The 20,398-nt window shown below is 66.6% G+C and carries 17 protein-coding genes; 5 read left to right on the forward strand and 12 right to left on the reverse strand.

Going from position 1 to position 20,398, the window contains the following annotated elements; genetic code table 11:
• Positions 1-7: 7 nt before the first annotated feature.
• Positions 8-1,150, forward strand: coding sequence for an FUSC family protein (locus ACQR0Z_RS01405; protein ID WP_434917439.1), 1,143 nt, complete (start codon positions 8-10; stop codon positions 1,148-1,150).
• A gap of 2 nt (positions 1,151-1,152) precedes the next feature.
• Here ACQR0Z_RS01405 and ACQR0Z_RS01410 read toward each other — a convergent pair whose 3' ends face one another.
• From ACQR0Z_RS01410 to dnaA, 9 genes are all read right to left on the reverse strand, one after another.
• Entirely contained in the window at positions 1,153-2,538 is a 1,386-nt protein-coding gene (locus ACQR0Z_RS01410; RefSeq protein ID WP_434917440.1) for an MATE family efflux transporter, read from the reverse strand.
• A 725-nt stretch (positions 2,539-3,263) separates the two neighbouring features.
• On the reverse strand, positions 3,264-3,743 hold the full coding sequence (locus ACQR0Z_RS01415) for a DUF2867 domain-containing protein (RefSeq protein WP_434917441.1): 480 nt from the start codon (positions 3,741-3,743) through the stop codon (positions 3,264-3,266).
• A 410-nt stretch (positions 3,744-4,153) separates the two neighbouring features.
• Entirely contained in the window at positions 4,154-5,449 is a 1,296-nt protein-coding gene (gene murA, locus ACQR0Z_RS01420) for a UDP-N-acetylglucosamine 1-carboxyvinyltransferase (RefSeq protein ID WP_172110530.1), read from the reverse strand.
• A 102-nt stretch (positions 5,450-5,551) separates the two neighbouring features.
• Positions 5,552-5,827: a FitA-like ribbon-helix-helix domain-containing protein gene (locus ACQR0Z_RS01425; protein ID WP_434858116.1), complete on the reverse strand. Its 276-nt coding sequence runs from the start codon at positions 5,825-5,827 to the stop codon at positions 5,552-5,554.
• Between the two features lie 89 nt (positions 5,828-5,916).
• On the reverse strand, positions 5,917-8,355 hold the full coding sequence (gene gyrB, locus ACQR0Z_RS01430; protein WP_434917442.1) for a DNA topoisomerase (ATP-hydrolyzing) subunit B: 2,439 nt from the start codon (positions 8,353-8,355) through the stop codon (positions 5,917-5,919).
• A gap of 329 nt (positions 8,356-8,684) precedes the next feature.
• Positions 8,685-10,850: a hypothetical protein gene (locus tag ACQR0Z_RS01435; protein ID WP_434917443.1), complete on the reverse strand. Its 2,166-nt coding sequence runs from the start codon at positions 10,848-10,850 to the stop codon at positions 8,685-8,687.
• A 119-nt stretch (positions 10,851-10,969) separates the two neighbouring features.
• The gene (gene recF, locus ACQR0Z_RS01440) at positions 10,970-12,106 is read right to left on the reverse strand and encodes a DNA replication/repair protein RecF (protein WP_434917444.1); all 1,137 of its coding nucleotides are present in this window, start codon (positions 12,104-12,106) and stop codon (positions 10,970-10,972) included.
• A gap of 225 nt (positions 12,107-12,331) precedes the next feature.
• The gene (dnaN, locus tag ACQR0Z_RS01445; RefSeq protein WP_434858121.1) at positions 12,332-13,450 is read right to left on the reverse strand and encodes a DNA polymerase III subunit beta; all 1,119 of its coding nucleotides are present in this window, start codon (positions 13,448-13,450) and stop codon (positions 12,332-12,334) included.
• Between the two features lie 322 nt (positions 13,451-13,772).
• The gene (gene dnaA / locus ACQR0Z_RS01450) at positions 13,773-15,209 is read right to left on the reverse strand and encodes a chromosomal replication initiator protein DnaA (protein WP_434858122.1); all 1,437 of its coding nucleotides are present in this window, start codon (positions 15,207-15,209) and stop codon (positions 13,773-13,775) included.
• A 157-nt stretch (positions 15,210-15,366) separates the two neighbouring features.
• On the opposite strand from dnaA, the gene ACQR0Z_RS01455 reads away from it, so the two are divergent.
• The gene (locus ACQR0Z_RS01455) at positions 15,367-15,507 is read left to right on the forward strand and encodes a hypothetical protein (protein WP_434876256.1); all 141 of its coding nucleotides are present in this window, start codon (positions 15,367-15,369) and stop codon (positions 15,505-15,507) included.
• Positions 15,508-16,561: 1,054 nt separating this feature from the next.
• Here the strand turns inward: ACQR0Z_RS01455 and rpsT are convergent.
• Positions 16,562-16,831, reverse strand: coding sequence for a 30S ribosomal protein S20 (gene rpsT / locus ACQR0Z_RS01460; RefSeq protein ID WP_434858297.1), 270 nt, complete (start codon positions 16,829-16,831; stop codon positions 16,562-16,564).
• 363 nt (positions 16,832-17,194) lie between these two features.
• Here rpsT and ACQR0Z_RS01465 point away from each other — a divergent pair, with 363 nt between their 5' ends.
• The 3 genes from ACQR0Z_RS01465 (at position 17,195) to ACQR0Z_RS01475 (ending at position 19,188) form a co-directional block, all read left to right on the forward strand.
• Positions 17,195-17,512 carry a hypothetical protein gene (locus ACQR0Z_RS01465; RefSeq protein WP_434858123.1) on the forward strand — a complete coding sequence of 106 codons (318 nt, stop codon included), beginning with the start codon at positions 17,195-17,197 and terminating at the stop codon, positions 17,510-17,512.
• 123 nt (positions 17,513-17,635) lie between these two features.
• The gene (msrA, locus tag ACQR0Z_RS01470; protein WP_434917445.1) at positions 17,636-18,292 is read left to right on the forward strand and encodes a peptide-methionine (S)-S-oxide reductase MsrA; all 657 of its coding nucleotides are present in this window, start codon (positions 17,636-17,638) and stop codon (positions 18,290-18,292) included.
• A 179-nt stretch (positions 18,293-18,471) separates the two neighbouring features.
• Complete coding sequence (locus tag ACQR0Z_RS01475; RefSeq protein ID WP_434858125.1) at positions 18,472-19,188, forward strand: polysaccharide biosynthesis/export family protein; 717 nt, start codon at positions 18,472-18,474, stop codon at positions 19,186-19,188.
• A gap of 154 nt (positions 19,189-19,342) precedes the next feature.
• Here the strand turns inward: ACQR0Z_RS01475 and ACQR0Z_RS01480 are convergent, their stop codons facing one another.
• Positions 19,343-20,014: a dienelactone hydrolase family protein gene (locus ACQR0Z_RS01480; RefSeq protein WP_434876255.1), complete on the reverse strand. Its 672-nt coding sequence runs from the start codon at positions 20,012-20,014 to the stop codon at positions 19,343-19,345.
• Between the two features lie 54 nt (positions 20,015-20,068).
• Positions 20,069-20,374 carry a hypothetical protein gene (locus tag ACQR0Z_RS01485; RefSeq protein WP_434876340.1) on the reverse strand — a complete coding sequence of 102 codons (306 nt, stop codon included), beginning with the start codon at positions 20,372-20,374 and terminating at the stop codon, positions 20,069-20,071.
• Positions 20,375-20,398 lie beyond the last annotated feature (24 nt).

Genomic DNA, 20,398 nt, shown 5'->3' on the forward strand with positions numbered 1-20,398 from the left:
GTGACTGATGCCGTCGATCAAGGAGCTGTTCGGCCGGGTGTATGCCCGCAGGGCGCAGATGTCGCTCGCCGTGCGCGGCACGGTGGCGGCGACGCTCGCCTTCGCGATCGCAACCGCTCTCCAGCTCAAGCTGCCGCTGTGGGCGGTGCTGACCTCGCTGATCGTGACGCAAGGCAGCGTCGGACGCTCGCTGAAGGCGACGCGCGACTACATGTTCGGCACCATCGGCGGCGCGATCTATGGCGGCGCCATCACCGTGTTCATCCCGCATTCCGGCGAGTTGCAACTGCTGGGCATGCTGATCCTGGCGGTGACGCCGCTCGCCTTCATCGCCGCGCTCAATCCGAGCCTCAACGCGGCCACGGTGACGGCCGTCATCGTGCTGCTTGTCCCGACCATGGGCCATCTCGATCCGCTGGGCTCGGCGGTCGACCGCGTGTTCGAGGTCGCTGTCGGCGCGCTCACCGGGCTTGCCGTATCGTTCGTGGTGCTGCCGTCGCGCGCTCACGTGCAGATGCGCAGCGCTGCCGGACGCCTGCTCGAACTGATCGCGGCCGCCTTTACCGAGTTGCTGGCCGGCCTGTCGCGCGGCCGCGACAACGACGCGCTGCATCGAATCCAGGACGGCATCGGCACCGCTCTGAGCGAGCTGAACGCCACCGGCGCCGAGGCCGAGCGCGAGCGTTCGGCGCGGTTGTCCACCGGCGCCGATACCGGCCCGCTGTTGCGAACAATCCTGCGGCTGCGCCATGACGTCGTAATGATCGGCCGCGCCAGCGTGGTGCCACTGCCGTCGGAGCTGCAGACGCGCCTGTCGGGCCCGGTCACGCGCGTCAGCGACGCCATCGCCGGCTATCTGCGCGGCTGCGCCGCCGCCATCCGTAACGGCTCCGGACCGCCGGCGATCTGGCCGGTGCATGTCGCGGTCAAGTCCTATGCCGAGGCGGTCGCGGCGTTGCGCAGCGACGGGCTGACGCGGGGCCTGCCGGGCGACGCCGCCGAACGCTTCTTTGCGCTCGGCTTCTCGCTCGATCAGATGCGGCAGAACCTGATCGATCTCGAACGGGTCATCGCCGAATGGGCCGAGACGTCGCCCGGCAAGCCGCATCGGCCCGAGCCCGAGGAGACGTCCGATACCGCCGGCGCCTGACATCATCGCGACAGCCTGAGGAAGCGCAGCACGAGCAGTGCCGCATAGATGCTGGTGCCGAGCGACAGCCCGATCCAGATGCCGATGGCGCCGAGCGAGGTGTGCAGCCCGAGCCCGTAGGACGCGGGAAAGCCGATCAGCCAATAGCCGAGCACGGCGAGCAGCAAGGGCACGCGCGTGTCCTTGATGCCGCGCAGCGCGCCGACGGCGATGGTCTGCAGCGCATCGGTGATGAAGAAGGTGGTTCCGACCAGCAGCAGGGTGGCGGCGAGCGCGACGGTCGCTCCGACATCGGCGACGCCGCTGCCGAGAAACAGCTGCACGAGCTCGAACCGCGCGAGGATGATGCCGAGTGTGAAAAGCAGCGCCAGCGCGAGGCCGAGCAGCAACGCCATCAGCCCGGCGCGGCGCACGCCATGCGCATCGTTGCGCCCGGCGGCATGGCCGACGCGCACCGTCGCCGCCATGCTGATGCCGAACGGAACCATGAACAGGATCGCGGTGATCTGCAGCGCGATCTGATGCGCGGCCAGCGCCGGCGTGCTGATCAGTCCCATCAGGATCGCGGCCGCCGAGAACAGGCCGTATTCCAGCAGGAACGACAACGAGATCGGCGCACCGATGATGAGCAGCTGCCGCAGCAGCCGCCAGTCGATCTGTCCCAGTCGCGCGAGCACGCGATAGTCGCGGAAGGGCGGACGAAACACGGCGAACCAGAGCCCCGCGAGAAACGTCGCCAGGTTCACGGTGGAGGTCGCAAGCCCGACGCCGGTCAGGCCGAGCTGCGGAAATCCCCACGCGCCGTACAGCAGCGGATAGACCAGCAACGCATTGAGCGGGATCGCGGCGAGCGTGATCCCGAGCACCGGCTCCGGGCGATTGACCGCGCCCATGAAGCTGCGCAGCGCCAGGAACCACAGCATCGGCGCGACGCCCCAGGCGAGACCGGCCAGATAGTCCTGTGCGAGATGCGCGACGCCGAGCGTCTGCCCGAGCGCGAGCAGGATGGCTTCGCCGTTCAGCGCGATCAGCATGATCGGCAGCGCAATGAAGAGACCGGTCCACAGGCCGACTCGCAGCGCGCGCCGGACCAGCCCGGCGTCTCCGGCGCCGAACGCCTGCGCGGCCAGCGGCGCCACCGCCGACATCAGGCCCATGCCGAAGGTCGAGCCGACGAAGTAGACGGTGCCGGACAGCGCGGCCGCCGCGACCGCGTCGCCGCCGAGGCGGCCGATGAAAGCGAGGTCGGTCGACATCATCGCGATCTGCGACAGCTGCGTCAGCGCCATCGGCGCAGCGAGCCGGATCGTCTCCCAGAGTTCGACGGTGAAAGAGGCAGGCGGCGCCGCCGGAAGCGGCGCATGATCGGTTGCAACGATAGGGGTCATGGACGCGGCTATAGCAGCCTCCGCCGGTTCCTGCACATCACGGTCGTTGTTCCCTCTCGAACTCATGCGGCGTATGAACGCAGCCTGCGGCAACGGTGAGAGCCGTCGGATCGCACGGCCGCCGCATGCGCGTGCGTTGTCATTCTCGCGGCATGCTTCGCGCCCGAGCTTTGCAAAGTGTGCGGCCCTTGGAAGTGAGAGGGCGCAGGGAAGGCCGGGTGCTTGACCACACCCATGGCCCGCCTGCAAAAGAAGTAGCAGGCGGCAGTCACCACAGGTGGGCCGCACAACCGGCCTTCCCTGCGCAATGGTTGGAACGGCTTATACGTACTCTCCCCGGTGCGCCGGGCTTGTTGGCCACCGTCACCGACAGATCGTTCGCCGGCTTGACCTCAGCATCGGGAGGCCAGGACCATACGATTTCGCCGTATGCGACCGCTCCTTCGTCCACGCGCCGACCTCGGATTGCCCCGAGCGCGCGCTGAAAGCCGCCGCATCCATCGCATCCCACCCTCAACGGTCCGTGACGATCGCGAAGCGTCCCTCTCATGAGGACGGGATGGCGGCATTGTTTCTGATTTGCGGAACAAACGCAAGCGTAAAATTCGGAAAATAAAAAGCGCGAAGGGCTGACTCGGTCGGAGCTGCCGGCGGCTCCGATGTGATCTGCGTGTCGGGTAAACCGTTCGAGATCGTGACGCGTGACGGAGACGCGTTGAACGCGTTCAGGCGGTTCCTGAGACCTGCCGTAGCGTGGCCTTGACCACGAGGCGATGGAACGGCGTGATCACGGTGAGATAGATGCGGCCGAGTGCGTTGTGGGTCCGGACCAGGGTGGTCGCGGTCACCTGAGAGCTTGCGCCGATTGTCGCGACGTCGACCAGAACGCGGAAGTCCAGATGCTGGTCGTCGAAGCCGAGCACGAGTTGGCTTGGCGTCTGTGCGATGACCGGGAAAATCCCGATCATGGGGCCAGGACGGCGTGCGTCCGCGCCCGAGGTCTTCAAGCCGAACGGCCTGACGAGCGCATTGCGGAGTTTCAGGAGAGCGGCCATCCACCAGGGCGCATGACCGAGCATGCGCTCGGCCGCGGTGCGGGCATCGAGGGCCGCGCCGTCGATCGTGATGCGGAAGGCATCGGCGAAGTCGGCTCCGGCGAGCCATCGGTCACGGTCGACATCGGGCGTGATCTCGCTGATCGTCATGCGTGCGCCTCGAACGGGTCGGCCGGTACGGACGTATCGCGAAACAAGGCCAGCGCCGCGGCCTCATGGCGTATCAGGAGGGCGAGGATCGATTGGTGCGTGAGCGACATCGTTTGAACAGGCATCTCGAAGTAGGATCCAGGCTCTTCGCGGCACGGGCGGTGGTCCCCCCGCCGCTTGCGGGGAGAGGGCTGGGAGGTGAGGGGGCTCTCCACGAGCACCGCACTCGCTGAGAGCAAGGAGTAGGGTGGGCAAAGGCGCGCCACTCTGTCACGGTTCGTCCGCGATGTTGCTCGCGCCGTGCCCACCATCAGTGTCATCCGTCGCTCGACGGTGGGCACGAGCCGCCTGCGGCTGCTCTTTGCCCACCCTACGGTCCTTCGGTGACGCGGAGAGAGCAGAGCGAACGTCTACCGTCCCCGCTCCGGCACCCGCGTGATCTTCGCGCCGAGCGCGTTCAGGCGTTCGTCGATGCGTTCGTAGCCGCGTTCGATCTGGTCGGCGTTGTCGATATAGGACGTGCCCTCGGCGCAGAGCGCGGCGAGCAGCATGGCCATGCCGGCGCGGATGTCGGGGGAGACGACGCGGGCGCCGCGCAGCTGGCTGGGGCCGGCGACGATGGCGCGATGCGGGTCGCACAGCACGATGCGGGCGCCCATCGAGATCAGCTTGTCGACGAAGAACATCCGCGACTCGAACATCTTCTCGAACATCAGGATCACGCCCTCGCATTGCGTGGCGGTGACGATCGCGATCGACATCAGATCAGCGGGGAAGGCCGGCCAGGGCTGGTCCTCCAGCTTCGGCACGTGGCCGCCGAAATCGTCCTTGATCTTCATGGTCTGGTCGGAGGGCACGATGAGATCGTCGCCGGCGACCTCGCAGACGATGCCGAGCCGCTCGAAGCCCATGCGGATCGAGCGCAGATGCTCGGTGCCGGCGCGCACGATGCGCAAGGGCGAGCGCGTCACGGCGGCGAGGCCGATCAGCGAGCCGACCTCGATGTGATCGGGCTGGATCGCGTAGGACGCCTGGCCGAGCGTGCTGGCGCCATGGATTACCATCGTGTTGGTGCCGATGCCCTCGATATTGGCGCCGAGCGCAACGAGGAAGTGCGCGAGGTCCTGCACGTGGGGCTCGGAGGCGGCGTTGCGCAGGTAGGTCGTGCCGTGCGCGGCAACGGCCGCGACCAGCGCATTCTCGGTCGCGGTGACGCTGGGCTCGTCGAGGAAGACGTCGGCACCCTTGAGGCCGGAGGCGCGCAGCTCGATCTTGTCGGTCGCGGTGACGGTGGCGCCGAGCTGCTCGAAGGCGAGGAAATGCGTGTCGAGGCGGCGGCGGCCGATCACGTCGCCGCCGGGCGGCGGCAGCGCCACTTCGCCGCAGCGGGCGAGCAGGGGGCCGGCGAGCAGGATCGAGGCGCGGATGCGCGCGCACAGGTCCGGATCGAGGTCGGCGGCGCGGATCTCCTTGGCATGGATCGCGAGCCGGTTGCGGCCGCGCCATTCAGCCGACGCGCCGACCGAACGGACCAGCTCGACCAGAGTCTCGGTGTCGCGGATGCGCGGCACATTATCGAGCGTCACCGGATGGTCGGTCAGAAGCGCGGCTGCGATGATCGGCAGCGCCGCGTTCTTGTTGCCCGACGGCTCGATCGCGCCTTTGAGCCGGTGACCACCCTCGACGATGTATTGAATGGGCGCCATGTGTCGGTCCGTTTTTGATGCTGAGGTCAAAGGCGGCGCCGGCGACAGCGGAACCTCGCTCCGGCGTGCAATTATCACGGAAGCCGCACGCAGACCACTGTCCTAAAGAGTCTCCGGGCCGAGCAGGTTTATTCGGTGTGGGGCCTTGCGGCAGGCTAGCAGCTGCCGCTCCAGCAACTCGATGTCGGCAGTCGTGAGGCCGATTGTGCGGCTCATCTCCGAGAGTTTGCTGCCGATGCGCAGCCTGTCGCTCGGACTTGTCGCTTCGTCGAGAATGGCGCGGATTTCGGCCTCAATGCTGCGGGCATTTTGCGTGGCGCGCAGCTTGAGAGCCCGATGGATTTCGTCGGAAAGGTCACGAACAGTGATAGTGGTCATGACGATGTCCTCCGTAAGAACAGCGAGAACGCCAATATCACATGCCGAGTTGCACAGCAGCCTATCGAGAACCGCTGCGGCGCCCGTACCTACACGTCCACATTCGCCGACAGCGAATTGTCCTGGATGAATTCGCGGCGGGGCTCGACGACGTCGCCCATCAGCTTGGTGAAGATGTCGTCGGCCTCGTCGACCTCCTTGACCTTCACCTGGAGCAGGGTGCGCGCCTCGGTGTCGAGGGTGGTTTCCCAGAGCTGCTGCGGGTTCATCTCGCCCAGCCCTTTGTAGCGCTGCATGGCGATGCCCTTGCGGCCCGCATCGGTGACGGCCTCGAACAGGTCGACCGGGCCATGGATCACGGTCTGGGTATCGCCCCGGCGCAGGAAACCGGGCTTGGCGTAGGCGTCCTGCAGGCGCGCGGCGTAGTCGTCGAGCTTGCGCGCGTCGGCCGAGGCCAGCAGAGCGTCGTCGATCACAGCCACGTCCTTCACGCCGCGCACGGTGCGCTCGAACGTAAAGCCCTGGCCTTCCACGAAATGGCCGATCCAGCCGCGTTCGACTTCGTCCGCCAGCACGTCGAGCCGCTTGGCGATGTAATCGGCCGCGGCGTCGGCGGTGGCGATGTCTCGCGTGATGTCCGCGCGCAGCACGCCGGCAATCGCGGCCTGCTCGACGACGCTGCGGTCGTAGCGGCTGTGCAGATTGCGCAGGATGTTGCGGACCAGCCGCGCCTCCTCGACCAGCGCCAGCAGGTCGCGGCCCTTGCGTTCCTCGCCCTCGGCGGTCCTGAACACGCAATCGTCGAGTCCGGTGCCGATCAGGTAGTCCTCGAGCGCGCGCTCGTCCTTCAGATACTGCTCGGACTTGCCGCGCGTCACCTTGTAGAGCGGCGGCTGCGCGATGTAGAGATGGCCGCGATCGATGATCTGGCGCATCTGCCGGTAGAAGAACGTCAGCAGCAAGGTGCGGATGTGGGCGCCGTCGACGTCGGCGTCGGTCATCACGATGATCTTGTGGTAGCGCAGCTTGTCGATCGAGAAGTCGTCGCTGATCCCCGTGCCGAGCGCGGTGATCAGCGTGCCGATCTGCTCGCTCGACAGCATCTTGTCGGGACGCACGCGCTCGACATTGAGGATCTTGCCGCGCAGCGGCAGCACCGCCTGGAACTCGCGGTTGCGGCCCTGCTTGGCGCTGCCGCCGGCCGAGTCACCCTCGACGATGAACAGCTCGGATTTGGCCGGATCCTTCTCCTGGCAGTCGGCGAGCTTGCCGGGCAGCGAGGCAATGTTGTTGAGCGGATTCTTGCGCGTCAGCTCGCGCGCCTTGCGCGCAGCCTCGCGCGCCGCGGCGGCCTGGATCACCTTGCCGACGACGGTCTTCGCCTCCGACGGGTGCTCCTCGAACCACGCCGACAGCGCCTCGTTGATGACGTTCTCGACCACGGGGCGCACCTCCGAGGATACCAGCTTGTCCTTGGTCTGCGACGAGAACTTCGGATCCGGCACCTTCACCGAGAGCACCGCGGTGAGGCCTTCGCGGCAGTCGTCGCCGGTCAGCGCGATCTTTTCCTTCTTCGCATTGGCCTCGGCATAGCCGTTGACCTGGCGCGTCAGGGCGCCACGGAAGCCGGCGAGATGGGTGCCGCCGTCACGCTGCGGAATGTTGTTCGTGAAGCACAGCACGTTCTCGTGGTAGCTGTCGTTCCACCACAGCGCCGCCTCGACGGTGATGCCGTTCGACTCCGAGCGCACCATGATCGGATTGGGAACGATCGCCTTCTTGTTGCGGTCGAGATATTTGACGAACTCCTCGACGCCGCCGGAATAGAACATCTCCTCGCGCTTCTCGACCGCGTGGCGCATGTCGGAGAGGATGATGTGGACGCCGGAATTGAGGAAGGCGAGCTCGCGCAGGCGATGTTCGAGCGTCGCGTAGTCGTATTCGACCATCTTGAAGGTCTCGGTCGACGCCAGGAACGTCACCTCGGTGCCGCGCTTGCCTTGGCCCTCGCCGACCACCCGGAGCGGCGCCACGGCGTCGCCATGGGCGAACTCGATCAGGTGCTCCTTGTCGTCGCGCCAGATGCGCAGCTCGAGTTTGCTCGACAGCGCGTTGACGACCGAGACGCCGACGCCGTGCAATCCGCCGGACACCTTGTAGGAGTTCTGGTCGAACTTTCCGCCGGCGTGCAGCTGGGTCATGATGACCTCGGCCGCCGAGACCCCTTCGCCCTTGTGGATGTCGACCGGAATGCCGCGGCCGTCGTCGCGCACGGTGACGGAGTTGTCGGCGTTGAGCACGACCTCGACGCGGCTCGCATAACCGGCGAGCGCCTCGTCGATGGCGTTGTCGACGACCTCATAGACCATGTGGTGCAGGCCGGAGCCGTCATCGGTGTCGCCGATATACATGCCCGGGCGCTTGCGCACGGCATCCAGGCCCTTCAACACCCGGATCGATTCTGCGCCGTATTCGTTCGCGGTGGCAGGCTCGTTGTCGGCGATGGTTTGCCGGGCGGGTTCGGTCATGTGAGGCCTTTGAAGGGGTCCCGATGGGCGATGTCGCGCAAGGGTGCTGAGAGCACTCTTTGTGCCACGAAAGCGGGGGCGCGCCTAGCGCAAAAAGACGTGCCTTAAGATATTGAAGAGATGGGTTTTTTTAACGGTTTTTCAAGCCGTCCGGGAGCCCTCTTCGGGGCCTGCGCAAGGCCGATTCGGACGGCCATTCGCAGGCGTTCGGACAGCGCCTGGGACGGCCGCTTCAGGCGGGCGCTCCAACGGCGTCAGGCCGCCCGTTGGAGCGGCCTGACGATCCACGCAATCGCTGGCGGAGGGCGCGCTGTCGGGCGCCCGCAGGCTCAGTACAGCGGCAAGGGCAGGGCCTGGCCGGTGGGGCCGATCATCAGGCCCCAGGCGTCGCCGGCGCCGAGCTCGATGGTGTCGCTCACGGGCGCACGGCTGGCGATCTTGATCTCGTAGCGGTATTTGCCGGGCGGCAGATCGAGCAGCGGGCCCTTGGGCGTCTTCGGGCTGCCGGTGCCGGCTGCGATCTTCACCGCCTGCCTGTTGATCGTGAGCACCGCATCGGTGTCGCCGGCATTGCCGAGCATCAGCTTGGCCTGGCCGGGCTTGGGCAGGATCTCGGCCTTCGCGGCGGCGTCTGCGTTCTTCTGCACCAGGTTGATCGAGGTCTCGCCACGCGCGCGGCCGAGCGTGAGCACGGCGGGCCCTTGCGGCGAGGTGAAGGCGAGCCTGGCCTTGTCGGCGCTGGTCTGCGCGCCCTCAGGCTTCTCCTGCCAACCGCGTTTGGTCAGCTCGGCACGGTAGAACGCCAGCACGGCGTTGAGATCGGCGGGCACGCTGGCTTCGAGCTCCAGGCGGACGGGCGTGTCGAAGCCGGGCGCCTTGGAGGTCGCCATCGAGGTGGCGCTGCGCTCCTTCGGCACCGGCAGCGCCGACGACGGATCGGCTTCGAGCGGGGGCGCGTCCTGCATCGGCTGCCTGGCCGGCTGCGCCGCCGCCTGAGCGCCCGCGGCCGGCCTGGCTGCGGCGATCAGGCCGGTGCCGTCGGCGGTCACGTTCACCTTGGGGCCCATCTGCATGATCGTGAACGCGACCGACTTGCCCTTCGCGGAAAACTCCAGCCGCGCCATGGTCGGATTGTCGATCACGGTCGGCGCTTCCCTGTAGCCGGCCGCCTTCAAGGTCGAGCGGAAGAAGCCGGCGAGGGCCTTCACCGACGAGGTCGACTTGAACTCCAGCCGGCCCTGATTGCCGTCGAAGGTCACCGCCTCGGCGGTCTCGGGCAGGGCGATCGGGGCGGTATTGCCGGCCAGCGCCTTGACCGGCGCATCCGACATCGCTCCGGCCTGCGCAGCCCGCCGGACCTCGTCCGCCGCGATCACCTGCTTGGCCATCGCGGCGGCGTCGGCCATGAACTTGTCGTCGGCGTCCTTCTTGGCCTTGGCACGCGCGGCCAGCGCCGCTTCGGTGGCGCGCATCGACAGCTCGACCATGGTGAAATCATATCGGCGCGACAGTTTCAGCGTGCCGGTCTCCTCTGCCGAGGCGACCTTGAGCGTCACGTCATCCGGCGTGCCTGGTGCGGCCGCCTCGATCCGGAAGCCGCGCGCCGGCAGCTCGCTTGTGTAGAACGCAAGCACGGCCGGCAGCTCGGCGATGATGGCACCCTTGGCCTGGCGGCTCGGCGAGGTCGCGCTGCCCAGGCTCTGCGACGATTTGGCCGGCTTCGGCATCGGCAGTCCGGCGCGGTCCTCGCCGGCCTCGAGCTGCGCCGGGAGTGCGAAGGGCGCGATGCGGATCTCGACAAGGGTCTTGCCATCGTCGCGGCGGGTCAGCGTCAGCATCACCGGATTCTGGCGGCGGTAGCCGTCGCTGTCGTCATCGCCGAAGAAGGCGCGCACGCCGTTCGGCGCGGTCTCGCCGAGATCGGCGTTGGGCCAGCGCGCGGCAGTCTCCGCCGTCAGCTTCTGCCAGCCGAGCGCGGTCATCTCCTTGGCGAAGAAGGCCATGGTCGCATCGAGCGGCGTCGCAACGATGCAGGACAGATAGGGCCGCGTCTCGTCGAACACGATCTCGGTCGCGCCGTCGGGGAACGGCACATTGGCGTAGATCCGCTGCGGCGAGTAGCTGACCTCCGACTGGTCCATGCGGCCGCCGCTGCCGGTGACGTAGGCCGACAGTCCCTGCTTGCCCTTCTTGTAGTTGAGCGTGGGATTGCGTTCCTCCAGCGGCCTGACGTAGCGCACCCAGCCGTCGGCGCTCAGCACCTGCTGGGTGGCGGCATTGGTTGCGGCAGGCGGCATCGGCAGTCGGTAGACGACACGATAGCGATCGGGGCGCGACGTATCCTCCACGGCGCCCTCGGCGCGCGGCAGCGCGTGGACGTCGACGATGGCGTCATCGGCGCGCGCGGGGACGATACAGCTCGCGACAAGCAGAACGCTGCAGGCAAACAGACGTAGCCGCGGCGCGGCGATGGCCTGCGGCCAAAGCTTGGACATCACAGATCTCCAGGATTTCGATTGCGGCGCGTAGGCCTGCGGGATGTCGGAGGACCTCGTCGTCGATCCAACGACAGCTAGTCGAAGCTGGGAACTGATAGGTTCAACGGCGGAAAACGTTACCGCCGTGCGCTGATCCGGCCGCCCTCGACGTCGAAGATCTCGCCGAGCTCGCGCAGTTCGGCGAAGGCCGCGGGATCGGCGCCGGTCAGCCACACCTGGGCACCGAGCGTGCCGAGCTCGGCGAACAGCGCGGTGCGGCGGCCGGGATCGAGATGGGCGACGATCTCGTCGAGCAGCAGCATCGGCACGATGCCGGTGGTCTCGGCGACCAAGGTCGCGTGTGCGAGGATCAGGCCGATCAGCAGCGCTTTCTGCTCGCCGGTCGAGGCGTCGCGCGCCGGCATGTTCTTCGGCGCGTAGATCACGTGCAGGTCGGTGAGATGCGGACCATCCAGCGTGCGGCCCGCGGCGGCATCGCGCGCGCGATTGTCGCGCAGCAGCGCGCGATAGCGGTCCTCGACGGCGAGCGCGGGCTCGGTCAGCAGCGCGTTCTCCATCCAGCCGTCGAGCGCGATCTCGGCCGAGGGAAACGCCGACGCCGCCCCGCGCTGGCGCAGCATCGCGGCGAGCTTCACCGCGGTCTGGCCGCGACTTGCCGCGACGGCCACCGCAAGCTCGGCGGTCTCGCGCTCGATCGCGTCACACCAATGGTCGTCGAAATTGCGCACCTCGAGCAGCCGGTTGCGCGAGCGCAACGAGCGTTCCAGCGCCGAGACGCGGCTCGAATGCTCGCTGTCGATCGCCAGCACCAGGCGGTCGAAGAAGCGGCGGCGGTCGGAGGCGGAGCCCATGAACAGGCCGTCCATCGCGGGCGTGAGCCAGACCATGCGGATGTGATCGCCGAACGCCGCCGCGGAGCCGACCGGCTCGCGGTCGATGCGGCAGCGGCGCGTCGTGTTGGCGTCGCTGCGCGGCGGCTCGATGCCGGTGCCGAAGGTGGTCAGCCCCAGCGCGCCCTCGACCTCGGCCGACACGGCCCAGGAGCCGTCGCCCTGGTTGTCGGCGACATCCTCGAGCGTCGCGCGGCGCAGGCCGCGGCCGGGCGCGAAGAACGAGATCGCCTCCAGGCAATTGGTCTTGCCGGCGCCGTTCGCTCCCACCAGCGCGACCATGTCCGCCTGCACGCTGACGCTCGCCGCGCGATAGCTGCGGAAATGCGTCAGCGACAGGCGATTGATGCGGGAGGGGGTCATTGGACGAGAGATTGATCCGTCATTGCGAGCGAAGCGAAGCAATCCAGGACTGCTTCGCAACGGAAGGCCTCAAGGCCTGGATTGCTTCGTCGCTTCGCTCCTCGCAATGACGGAGGAAGCCCGTAGGGTGGGCAAAAGCGCGAAGCATCGTGCCCACCTCTTGTTAGTTGGAGAGGGTGGGCACGCTTCGCTTTGCCCACCCTACACGCCGTCGCGCGAACTGACTCACACCCGCATCGGCATCAGCACGTACAGCGCGTTGCGGTTGTCACGGTCCTGGATGAGCGTCGGCGAGCCCGGATCGGCCAGCCGGAGCACGGCGACCTGGCCCTCGATCTGCGCCGCGATATCGAGCAGATAGCGCGAGTTGAAGCCGATATCGAGTGCGTCGGAGGCGTATTCGACCTCGAGCTCTTCCGTCGCGCTGCCGGAGTCCGGATTGGTGACCGACAGCACCAGCTTGCCGGGCGACAGCGCGAGCTTCACGGCGCGGCCGCGCTCGCTCGAAATGGTGGAGACGCGGTCGACGGCTGCGGCGAAATCGGCCTTGTCGACGACGAGCTCCTTGTCGTTGTTCTGCGGAATGACGCGGCCGTAGTCCGGGAAGGTGCCGTCGATCAGCTTCGAGGTCAGCACCACCTGTCCGAGGGTGAAGCGGATCTTGCCCTGCGACAGCTCGATCTTGATCTCGCTGTCATTGTCCTCGATCAGCCGCTGCACCTCGCCGACGGTCTTGCGCGGCACGATGACGCCGGGCATCTCGGCGGCGCCGGCCGGCTGCGGCAGATCGACCTGCGCAAGGCGATGGCCGTCGGTGGCCACCGCGCGCAAGGTCGGCTGCTTGGCATTGCCGCCGGCATGCAGATAGATGCCGTTCAGGTAATACCGCGTCTCCTCGGTCGAGATCGCGAACTGCGTGCGGTCGATCAGGCTCTTGATGTCCTTGGCGGGAACGCCGAAGGCGTGCGTCATCTCGCCCGCGGCGAGATCCGGGAAGTCGCTCTCGGGCAAGGTCTGCAGGGTGAACTTGGAGCGTCCCGCGCGGATCGCGAGCACGGCGCGCTCGCCGTCGCTCTCCAGCACGATCTGCGAGCCGTCCGGCAGCTTGCGCACGATGTCGTAGAACATATGCGCCGGCACGGTGGTGGAGCCGGCGGTGGCGGTCTCGGCGGCCAGGGTTTCCGTCACTTCGAGATCGAGATCGGTGGCCCGCAGCGACAGACGGGCGTTCTCCGCACGGACGAGAACGTTGCCCAGGATCGGGATCGTGTTCCGCCGCTCGACCACGCGATGGACGTGGCCCAGCGACTTCAGGAGCTGCGCGCGTTCGACGGTTACCTTCATTGCACTACCCGCCCGTTCCCAACTGAGCTTGTCCTGGAATGCCGGCGGGCTGGAACAGCGCCGCGGCCGATGGCACCTCGCGCCCGAACGGCGCTTTTTCAGCGTCCAGGAGCGTGAGGGGGAGGCGTAAAGTGGCGCGGATGAGGCCCAAGCGCAAGGGAAAGCCAAGGGAAAGCGGGCCGATTTCCCATGTTTCGGCAGACGTTTCCGCGCACCGGGGAACGGACCGGAGGGCGTCAGAATGACGGGCGCAATCGCGGCCGGGGCCGGACCTTCTGTCCGTCCCCCCCCCCTGGCCGCTCGGGCTGGCCGTGCGGGCGAACTAGTCCTGCAGTTGCCGCTTCAGCGACTCGACCTCGTCGTTCAGCGTCACATCCTTGCCGACCAAAGCCTCGATCTTGCGGACGGCATGCAGCACGGTGGTGTGGTCGCGACCGCCGAAGCGGCGGCCGATCTCGGGCAGGGAGCGCAGGGTCAGCGTCTTGGCCAGGTACATCGCGACCTGGCGCGGCCGCACGACATTGGCGGTGCGGCGCGACGACAACAGGTCGGAGCGGCTGACATTGTACTGCCGCGCCACCACGCGCTGAATGTCCTCGATCTTGATCCGCTTCGGCTCCTGCGGGCGAACGAGGTCGCGCACCTCGCGCTCGGCCATGTCGAGCGTCACGGGCTGGTTGTTCAGCTTGGAATGCGCGAGCAGGCGGTTGATCGCGCCTTCGAGATCGCGGCCGTTATGGGTGATGGAACGGGCGAGATAATCGAGCACCGGCTCCGGCACGTCGAAGCTCGCATGGTGCGCACGGGCCGCCGCGACGCGCGACTTGAGAATGCCGAGCCGCAGATCCTCGCCGAGCGTCGCCATCTCGACGACGAGGCCGCCGGCGAGGCGCGAGCGGACGCGGTCGTCGAGGCTCTCGAGGTCCGACGGCGGGCGGTCGGCGGCGATCACCACCTGGCGACCGGCATCGATCAGCGCGTTCAGCGTGTGGCAGAACTCGGCCTGGGTCGACTTGCCCTGCAGGAACTGCAGATCGTCGATCACCAGCACGTCGATGCCGCGCAGCGCTTCCTTGAACGCCAGCGCCGTCTGCGATTTCAGCGCCGCGACGAAGCCGTACATGAACTTCTCGGCGGTGAGATACAGCACCTTGCGCTCGCCGCCGGCATTGCCGGCCCAGGTCACGGCCTGCAGGAGGTGCGTCTTGCCGAGGCCGACGCCGGCATGGATGTAGAGCGGATTGAACATCACGGGATCGCCGCGGCGGCCGTCCGCGACCTGGCGGGCGGCGGCATGGGCGAGCGTGTTGGCGCGGCCGACGACGAAGCTTGCAAACGTCAGGCGCGGATCGAGCGGCGAGCCGCCGAGCGCATCATGGCTTGTCGCCAGCGATGCGGCGGCAGCAGAGCGCGGCTCCGTCGTGGTGGCCGGCTTGGCGTCGTTGCGCTCGGGCCGGCGGGCCTCGACGGCGACGGGAGCTTCCTTGGCCGGCGTCGCGCAGCGCATCGCGGTCCGAACCGACAGGTCGATCCGGTGGACCTCGGGCATCTCCGCCTGCCATGCCGACAGCACGCGCTCGGCATAATGCGCCTGGATCCAGCTCTTCAAGAAGCGCGTCGGCACCGACAGATGAACGCTTTCGTCCTGAACGGCTTCGAGGTCCATGCGGGCAAACCAGCTCGTATAGACGTCCTCGCCGACGGTCGAGCGCAGCCGACCCTTCACGCGAGACCAGCGTTCTTGTTCCGAATTTGTCATGGCAGTCGCAACTTTTCGAATTGAGTGGTGGTGTCGTGTGATCGCCGGAGAGACGTCTCGTTGAAGACACGTCTCCCGCAGCGAGACCTCGAGCGGAGGCTCAACTCCAGACATGGCTTGCCGTTCGGCGCTGGCGCCGTCTGGCCGATCAATGCTGGTGAAGATGAAGACTCCGCGAGGTCAGCGCATACTCGGACGAGCGGGAGGACCAATGGCCGTGCTGGCGATGGCCGTGCTGGTCGTATCGATCACGTCGGTGCTGACCGCCAAGGGTGCGCTGACCGCCAAGGGTGCGTGATCCGGAACCAGCCTCTGCTGTTTACCCGCAATGTGTCCGTCAAGCATGCAACCTCCCCGCCCTGCCGTGATTGCTCACGGCAAGTTGTCATCCCAATGCCGCCGCGTCTGAACCCCAAGATCCAGCCGCTACGCCGTACATCCCGTCCAAGTTGTCCACTCGGTGAGCGAGCCGCCACAAACGCTGGTCGGGTCGAGCAGTGTCGTATCTCTCTTGTTCAAAACGGCGCAACGATGATGCTGCACCCGAGAAATTTCGACAAAGCTCGGTCGTTCCCCATATTGCTATGGGTACAGATCCGGCCATCGCTTTGGAAAGCGTCGCCAACGCGCACACCGCCGCCGATTTGCACGTCCGCCCCGTTTCCTAAACCGCGCTGGTCTGAAGATCGTGGGCGCCGCGAGTGATTAAAGAAATACACGATGCATCGAGACTCGCAATCCATAAGATCGGAGCACGCGTGACGAGTCTCGGCGGCGGTTGCGACGTGGTGTTGCGCGTTAAGAAAGCAAGGTTTTGAATCATCGCGAGGAATCTCGCATGTGACAAACAACATCGTCTGCCCAAAATTTCTTCATAATTTTTTTACGTAGCGACCGCGTGCGGTGGCTTTTCCAATCACTTCACTGCGCTATGCGCTTAAGTCATTTTCGAGCCGATGTTTTTCGCGATTACTTGAAGCGGGTAACTCCCGCCACGTCGCGTCTGCGACGCGAACCGCGCATCGTGCGCTCTTGACATCAATGCGCAATCACCCGGCGCAGATTCGCGCCTGTTGCAGGTGAGACAAAATTATCACCGCGTAGAAATACGGAACAGTACGTATGACTACGGCACGCGTCATGTGCGCGCGACATCACACTTGTTCCACCGCGCGCGAAGATCGCATCCGCACTGCGATGTCGCCATCAAATAGAACGAGCGCGACCATGAGATGGACGCGCGCGTGGGGACGGCGGGCAATAGCAAGTGGGCAAAAGGAAGCGGGAAAAAGAAAAGCCCGGCATGCGCCGGGCTGTTCGCGTCTTGATAGTTCGTCAGCCGATGGAGCGCGTCACTTCGCGGCGAGCTTGGCGATCTGGTGCGCGAGGCGCGACACTTTGCGGCTGGCGTTGTTCTTGTGAATGATGTTGCGCTGCGCGGCGCGCATGAGCTGCGGCTCGGCATTGACCATCGCCTGCAGCGCCGCGTCGCGGTCGCCCTTCTTGATCGCGTCCTCGACGGAGCGCACGGCGTTGCGCATCTGGGTACGGCGCGACTTGTTGATGATGGTGCGGCGGGCAATCTTGCGCGTCGCTTTCTTCGCAGAGGTCGTGTTGGCCATGCTCTCAAATATCCTTCGGCGGCGAGCGGTCGCCGCAATCAGCGGGTACGCGCGCGGCCCGCTCGTTTGCGGCCCGATCGACGCGGTGGGTTGTTCGGACGCCTCTCTGAGAATGCCATGACCGGAGCGGGTGGGCTCGGCGGATCGGCGCTGCTCAAAGAACAGCGGCGGCGGGATTGCGCCCACCGCCAGTGGCGGACCTTATAGGCGCAGCCTTACCCACCGTCAACGGTCTCGGAAGTCGCATCTGGCGCCGGAATCCGCCAAAAGCCGGTTCTAAACCCCTGACGAGGTTGAATTTCTATGGAGCCCCCGCTATGGCCTTGCTGCCCGCAAGGGCATCGGAGAGAGGGCAGGTGAGGCATGATCCGCGGTTTTTTCCGTCTGGTGGGGCTGTTGCTGCTGGCCGGAAGCTTCATCTTCCTGGTCTATGACGGCGCGCGCTGGGTGGCCGACCAGACCCTGCAGTTCACCCGTTTCGGCCAGCTCTGGAACGACGTCCATCAGGCCAGCCAGGCCGCCTTCAAGGCCCAGGTCGAGGCCAAGGCGCCGTTCCTGTGGGACTGGATCGTGAAGGGGTTCCTGGACCAGCCGGTGTTCGCCGTGCTGGGCCTGCTCGGGATCCTCCTGATGCTGCTGTTCCGGCCGCGCAAGCCGCTGATCGGCTATGGCCGCGACTGACTGCCGGGAAGCGGCGTAACACCGCTGGGGTTGGCGGCGTAGAGACCTATATAATCCACCAGTGAAGGTCATCGCGCCGCGGGGCTCTCCCTCGCGGGCGAATGCCATGCCCGGAGACACCCCATGTTCTTCATGCGCAAACCCGCCGCCATGCCGAGCGCCGCCGAGGCGCTGCCCGGCCGCGCCCAGCCGATCCCGACCGCGAGCACCCATTTCGTCAACGGCCGCCGCCTGCTGCCGCCCTATCCCGCCGGCCTCGAGCAGGCGGTGTTCGGACTCGGCTGCTTCTGGGGCGCCGAGCGCAAGTTCTGGCAGCTCGGCGACGGCATCCATGTCACCGCGGTCGGCTATGCCGGCGGCCACACGCCGAACCCGACCTATGAAGAGGTGTGCTCGGGACTGACTGCGCATACCGAGGTCGTGCTGGTCGTGTTCGATCCCAAGGTCGTCTCCTATGAGCGTCTCCTGAAGGCGTTCTGGGAGAACCACGACCCGACCCAGGGCATGCGGCAGGGCAACGACGTCGGCACGCAATATCGCTCGGCGATCTACACCTTCAGCGACGCGCAGCGTGAGGCTGCCGAGGCCTCGAAGGACGCTTACGAGAAGGCGCTGCGGGCCAAGGGTCTCGGCGCGATCACCACCGAGATCGCACCGGCCGGCCCGTTCTACTTCGCCGAGGATTATCATCAGCAATACCTGGCCAAGAATCCGGCCGGCTATTGCGGCCTCGGCGGCACCGGCGTCGCGTGCCCGATCGGCGTCGGCGTGAGCGCCTGATCGCGCAGCGCTGCGGTCCAAGCATCGATCCCTCCGCCGCACCGCGGCGGAGGGATTTTCTTTTTTGCAGCCGATTTGCAACAGACCTCGCTTGCGCCCGGCGCCGGCCACACGTGCCAACGGTTTGTTAACCTTAACCGCGCATGACTAGGGCACATCCTCATTCAAGGATTGTTCGAGTGCGCGCGTTGTTTCTTCCGGTCATTGCCGTCTTGTCCACGATGCTGCTGTCGGGCTGCATGCACACGGCCTCCCCCGTTGCTGTCGGCCAGCCGCAGAGTGATCTCGACGCCATGGCCTATGGGACACCTTCGACCGGCCCGGTTGCCGCCACCGGGCAGGGCGGAGCGATCCCCGCGCTGCGCAACGCGTTCGCCGCCGCGCCCGGTCCGGGCGCTTACGTCATGCCCGCCGGCTATGCGCCGGGGCGGCGTGATGCCGCCTACCATCTCGACGCCGGCGACAAGCTGCGCGTCGTTGTCTACGGCCAGGAGGGCCTGACCAACACCTACGCCATCGATGCGTCCGGATCGATCACGATGCCGCTGATCGGCAGCGTGCCCGCGCGTGGCCGCACCACCGCCGGCCTCGCCGCCGAGATCACCGCCAAGCTGCGCAATGGCTATATCCGCGAGCCTTCGGTGGCCGTCGAGATCGAGGCCTATCGCCCGTTCTTCATTCTCGGCGAGGTGCAGGCGCCCGGCCAATATCCCTACGTGCCCAACATGACGGTGGAGAGCGCCATCGCGATCGCCGGCGGCTTCTCGCCGCGCGCCCGGCGCGACATCGTCACCTTGACGCATACGGACCCCTCGGGCGCCATGCGTTACGAGGTGCCGCTCGGCACGTCGCTGAAGCCCGGCGATACGATTCAGGTCGGCGAGCGCTGGTTCTGAGCTGAGCGGGCGCCGTCTGCGCCGGACGCTTTCGCGAGGAGTGGTGCAAGATTCCATCCACCGTCATTGCGAGCGAAGCGAAGCAATCCAGGGGCGTCATGCGCGGCCCTGGATTGCTTCGTCGCTTCGCTCCTCGCAATGACGGTGGTGTCGTTCAGCGCAAATGCGCCGCGAAGAACGCGAGGCTGCGCGTCCAGGCGAGATCCGAGCTCGCCTTGTCATAGCTGGAACGCTCGTCGCAGCCGAAGCCGTGCTGGGCGCCGGGATAGACGAAGATCTCGACATCCGGCCGCTTGGCCTTGATGGTCTCGACATCGGTCAGCGGAATCCCTGAGTCCTTCTCGCCGAAATGCAGCTGCGTCGGCACGGTCGGCTTGTCGTCGGCGAAGCGAACGACGGCGCCGCCGTAATAGCCGACAGCGGCTTTCAGTCCGGTGAGCTTGGTCGCGGCCGCATAGGCGATGCTGCCGCCGAGACAGAAGCCGATGATGCCGACCGGCCCTGCGCTCTTCACCGCATCGATCGCCGCCTGGGTGTCGCGCAGGAACGCCTGCCAATCCGGATTGGCGACGAACTTGCGCGCCACGGCGATCTCGTCCGGCGAATAGCCCGAGGTGAAGTTCGGCTCGACGCGATCGAAGATCGCGGGCGCAATCGCCACGTAACCTTCCGCGGCCAGACGGTCGCAGACGTTGCGGATGTGGTGATTGACGCCAAAGATCTCCTGGATCACCACCAGCGCGCCCTTGACCGCGCCGCTCGGGTCGGCGCGATAGGCGCCGAGCTGGAAGCCGTCCGATGCGGTGAGCTTGATGTCCTGTCCCACGTTCACTCCTTATAAGTATCGATACATCCCGGTCGGTGAGCGATCGCGAGACGCCTATCGCCACATCCAATTGGTGCCGTAGTCCTCTTTCCAGCCGGTGAGCCGTCCGTTGCGGAACTTGAGGAACAGGCGGTGATGGTGCGGGACCAATCCGCTGCCGCCGAGATTGCGCAAGGCGAGAAAGGTCTCGTTGCCCGGCGAGCCGTTGAGATAGATCAGCGGCTGCTCGAGCACGCGCGATGTCTCCCCGACATCCATGCCGAAGGCAAGCGGTGAGACGTTGGATAACGTCGCTGTGAAAGGCGCGCGGGCCGAGAGCGGCGAGGAATGCCCGGCTTCGGCTTGCGCCGGGATCAGCATTGCGGCGATCGGCAGGGCGGACGC

The sequence above is a fragment of the Bradyrhizobium sp. HKCCYLS3077 genome (genome assembly GCF_051167555.1).
Taxonomy (GTDB): Bacteria; Pseudomonadota; Alphaproteobacteria; order Rhizobiales; family Xanthobacteraceae; genus Bradyrhizobium.

What these genes read in the sequence shown, in the direction of transcription:
- dnaN (WP_434858121.1), bottom strand. Translation starts at nt 13,450, where the DNA reads ATGAAGGTAACCGTCGAACGCGCGCAGCTCCTGAAGTCGCTGGGCCAC.
- ACQR0Z_RS01410 (WP_434917440.1), bottom strand. Translation starts at nt 2,538, where the DNA reads ATGACCCCTATCGTTGCAACCGATCATGCGCCGCTTCCGGCGGCGCCG.
- ACQR0Z_RS01425 (WP_434858116.1), bottom strand. Translation starts at nt 5,827, where the DNA reads ATGACCACTATCACTGTTCGTGACCTTTCCGACGAAATCCATCGGGCT.
- ACQR0Z_RS01465 (WP_434858123.1), top strand. Translation starts at nt 17,195, where the DNA reads ATGATCCGCGGTTTTTTCCGTCTGGTGGGGCTGTTGCTGCTGGCCGGA.
- gyrB (WP_434917442.1), bottom strand. Translation starts at nt 8,355, where the DNA reads ATGACCGAACCCGCCCGGCAAACCATCGCCGACAACGAGCCTGCCACC.
- recF (WP_434917444.1), bottom strand. Translation starts at nt 12,106, where the DNA reads ATGACCCCCTCCCGCATCAATCGCCTGTCGCTGACGCATTTCCGCAGC.
- ACQR0Z_RS01435 (WP_434917443.1), bottom strand. Translation starts at nt 10,850, where the DNA reads ATGTCCAAGCTTTGGCCGCAGGCCATCGCCGCGCCGCGGCTACGTCTG.
- rpsT (WP_434858297.1), bottom strand. Translation starts at nt 16,831, where the DNA reads ATGGCCAACACGACCTCTGCGAAGAAAGCGACGCGCAAGATTGCCCGC.
- ACQR0Z_RS01415 (WP_434917441.1), bottom strand. Translation starts at nt 3,743, where the DNA reads ATGACGATCAGCGAGATCACGCCCGATGTCGACCGTGACCGATGGCTC.
- ACQR0Z_RS01485 (WP_434876340.1), bottom strand. Translation starts at nt 20,374, where the DNA reads ATGCTGATCCCGGCGCAAGCCGAAGCCGGGCATTCCTCGCCGCTCTCG.
- msrA (WP_434917445.1), top strand. Translation starts at nt 17,636, where the DNA reads ATGTTCTTCATGCGCAAACCCGCCGCCATGCCGAGCGCCGCCGAGGCG.
- ACQR0Z_RS01405 (WP_434917439.1), top strand. Translation starts at nt 8, where the DNA reads ATGCCGTCGATCAAGGAGCTGTTCGGCCGGGTGTATGCCCGCAGGGCG.
- murA (WP_172110530.1), bottom strand. Translation starts at nt 5,449, where the DNA reads ATGGCGCCCATTCAATACATCGTCGAGGGTGGTCACCGGCTCAAAGGC.
- dnaA (WP_434858122.1), bottom strand. Translation starts at nt 15,209, where the DNA reads ATGACAAATTCGGAACAAGAACGCTGGTCTCGCGTGAAGGGTCGGCTG.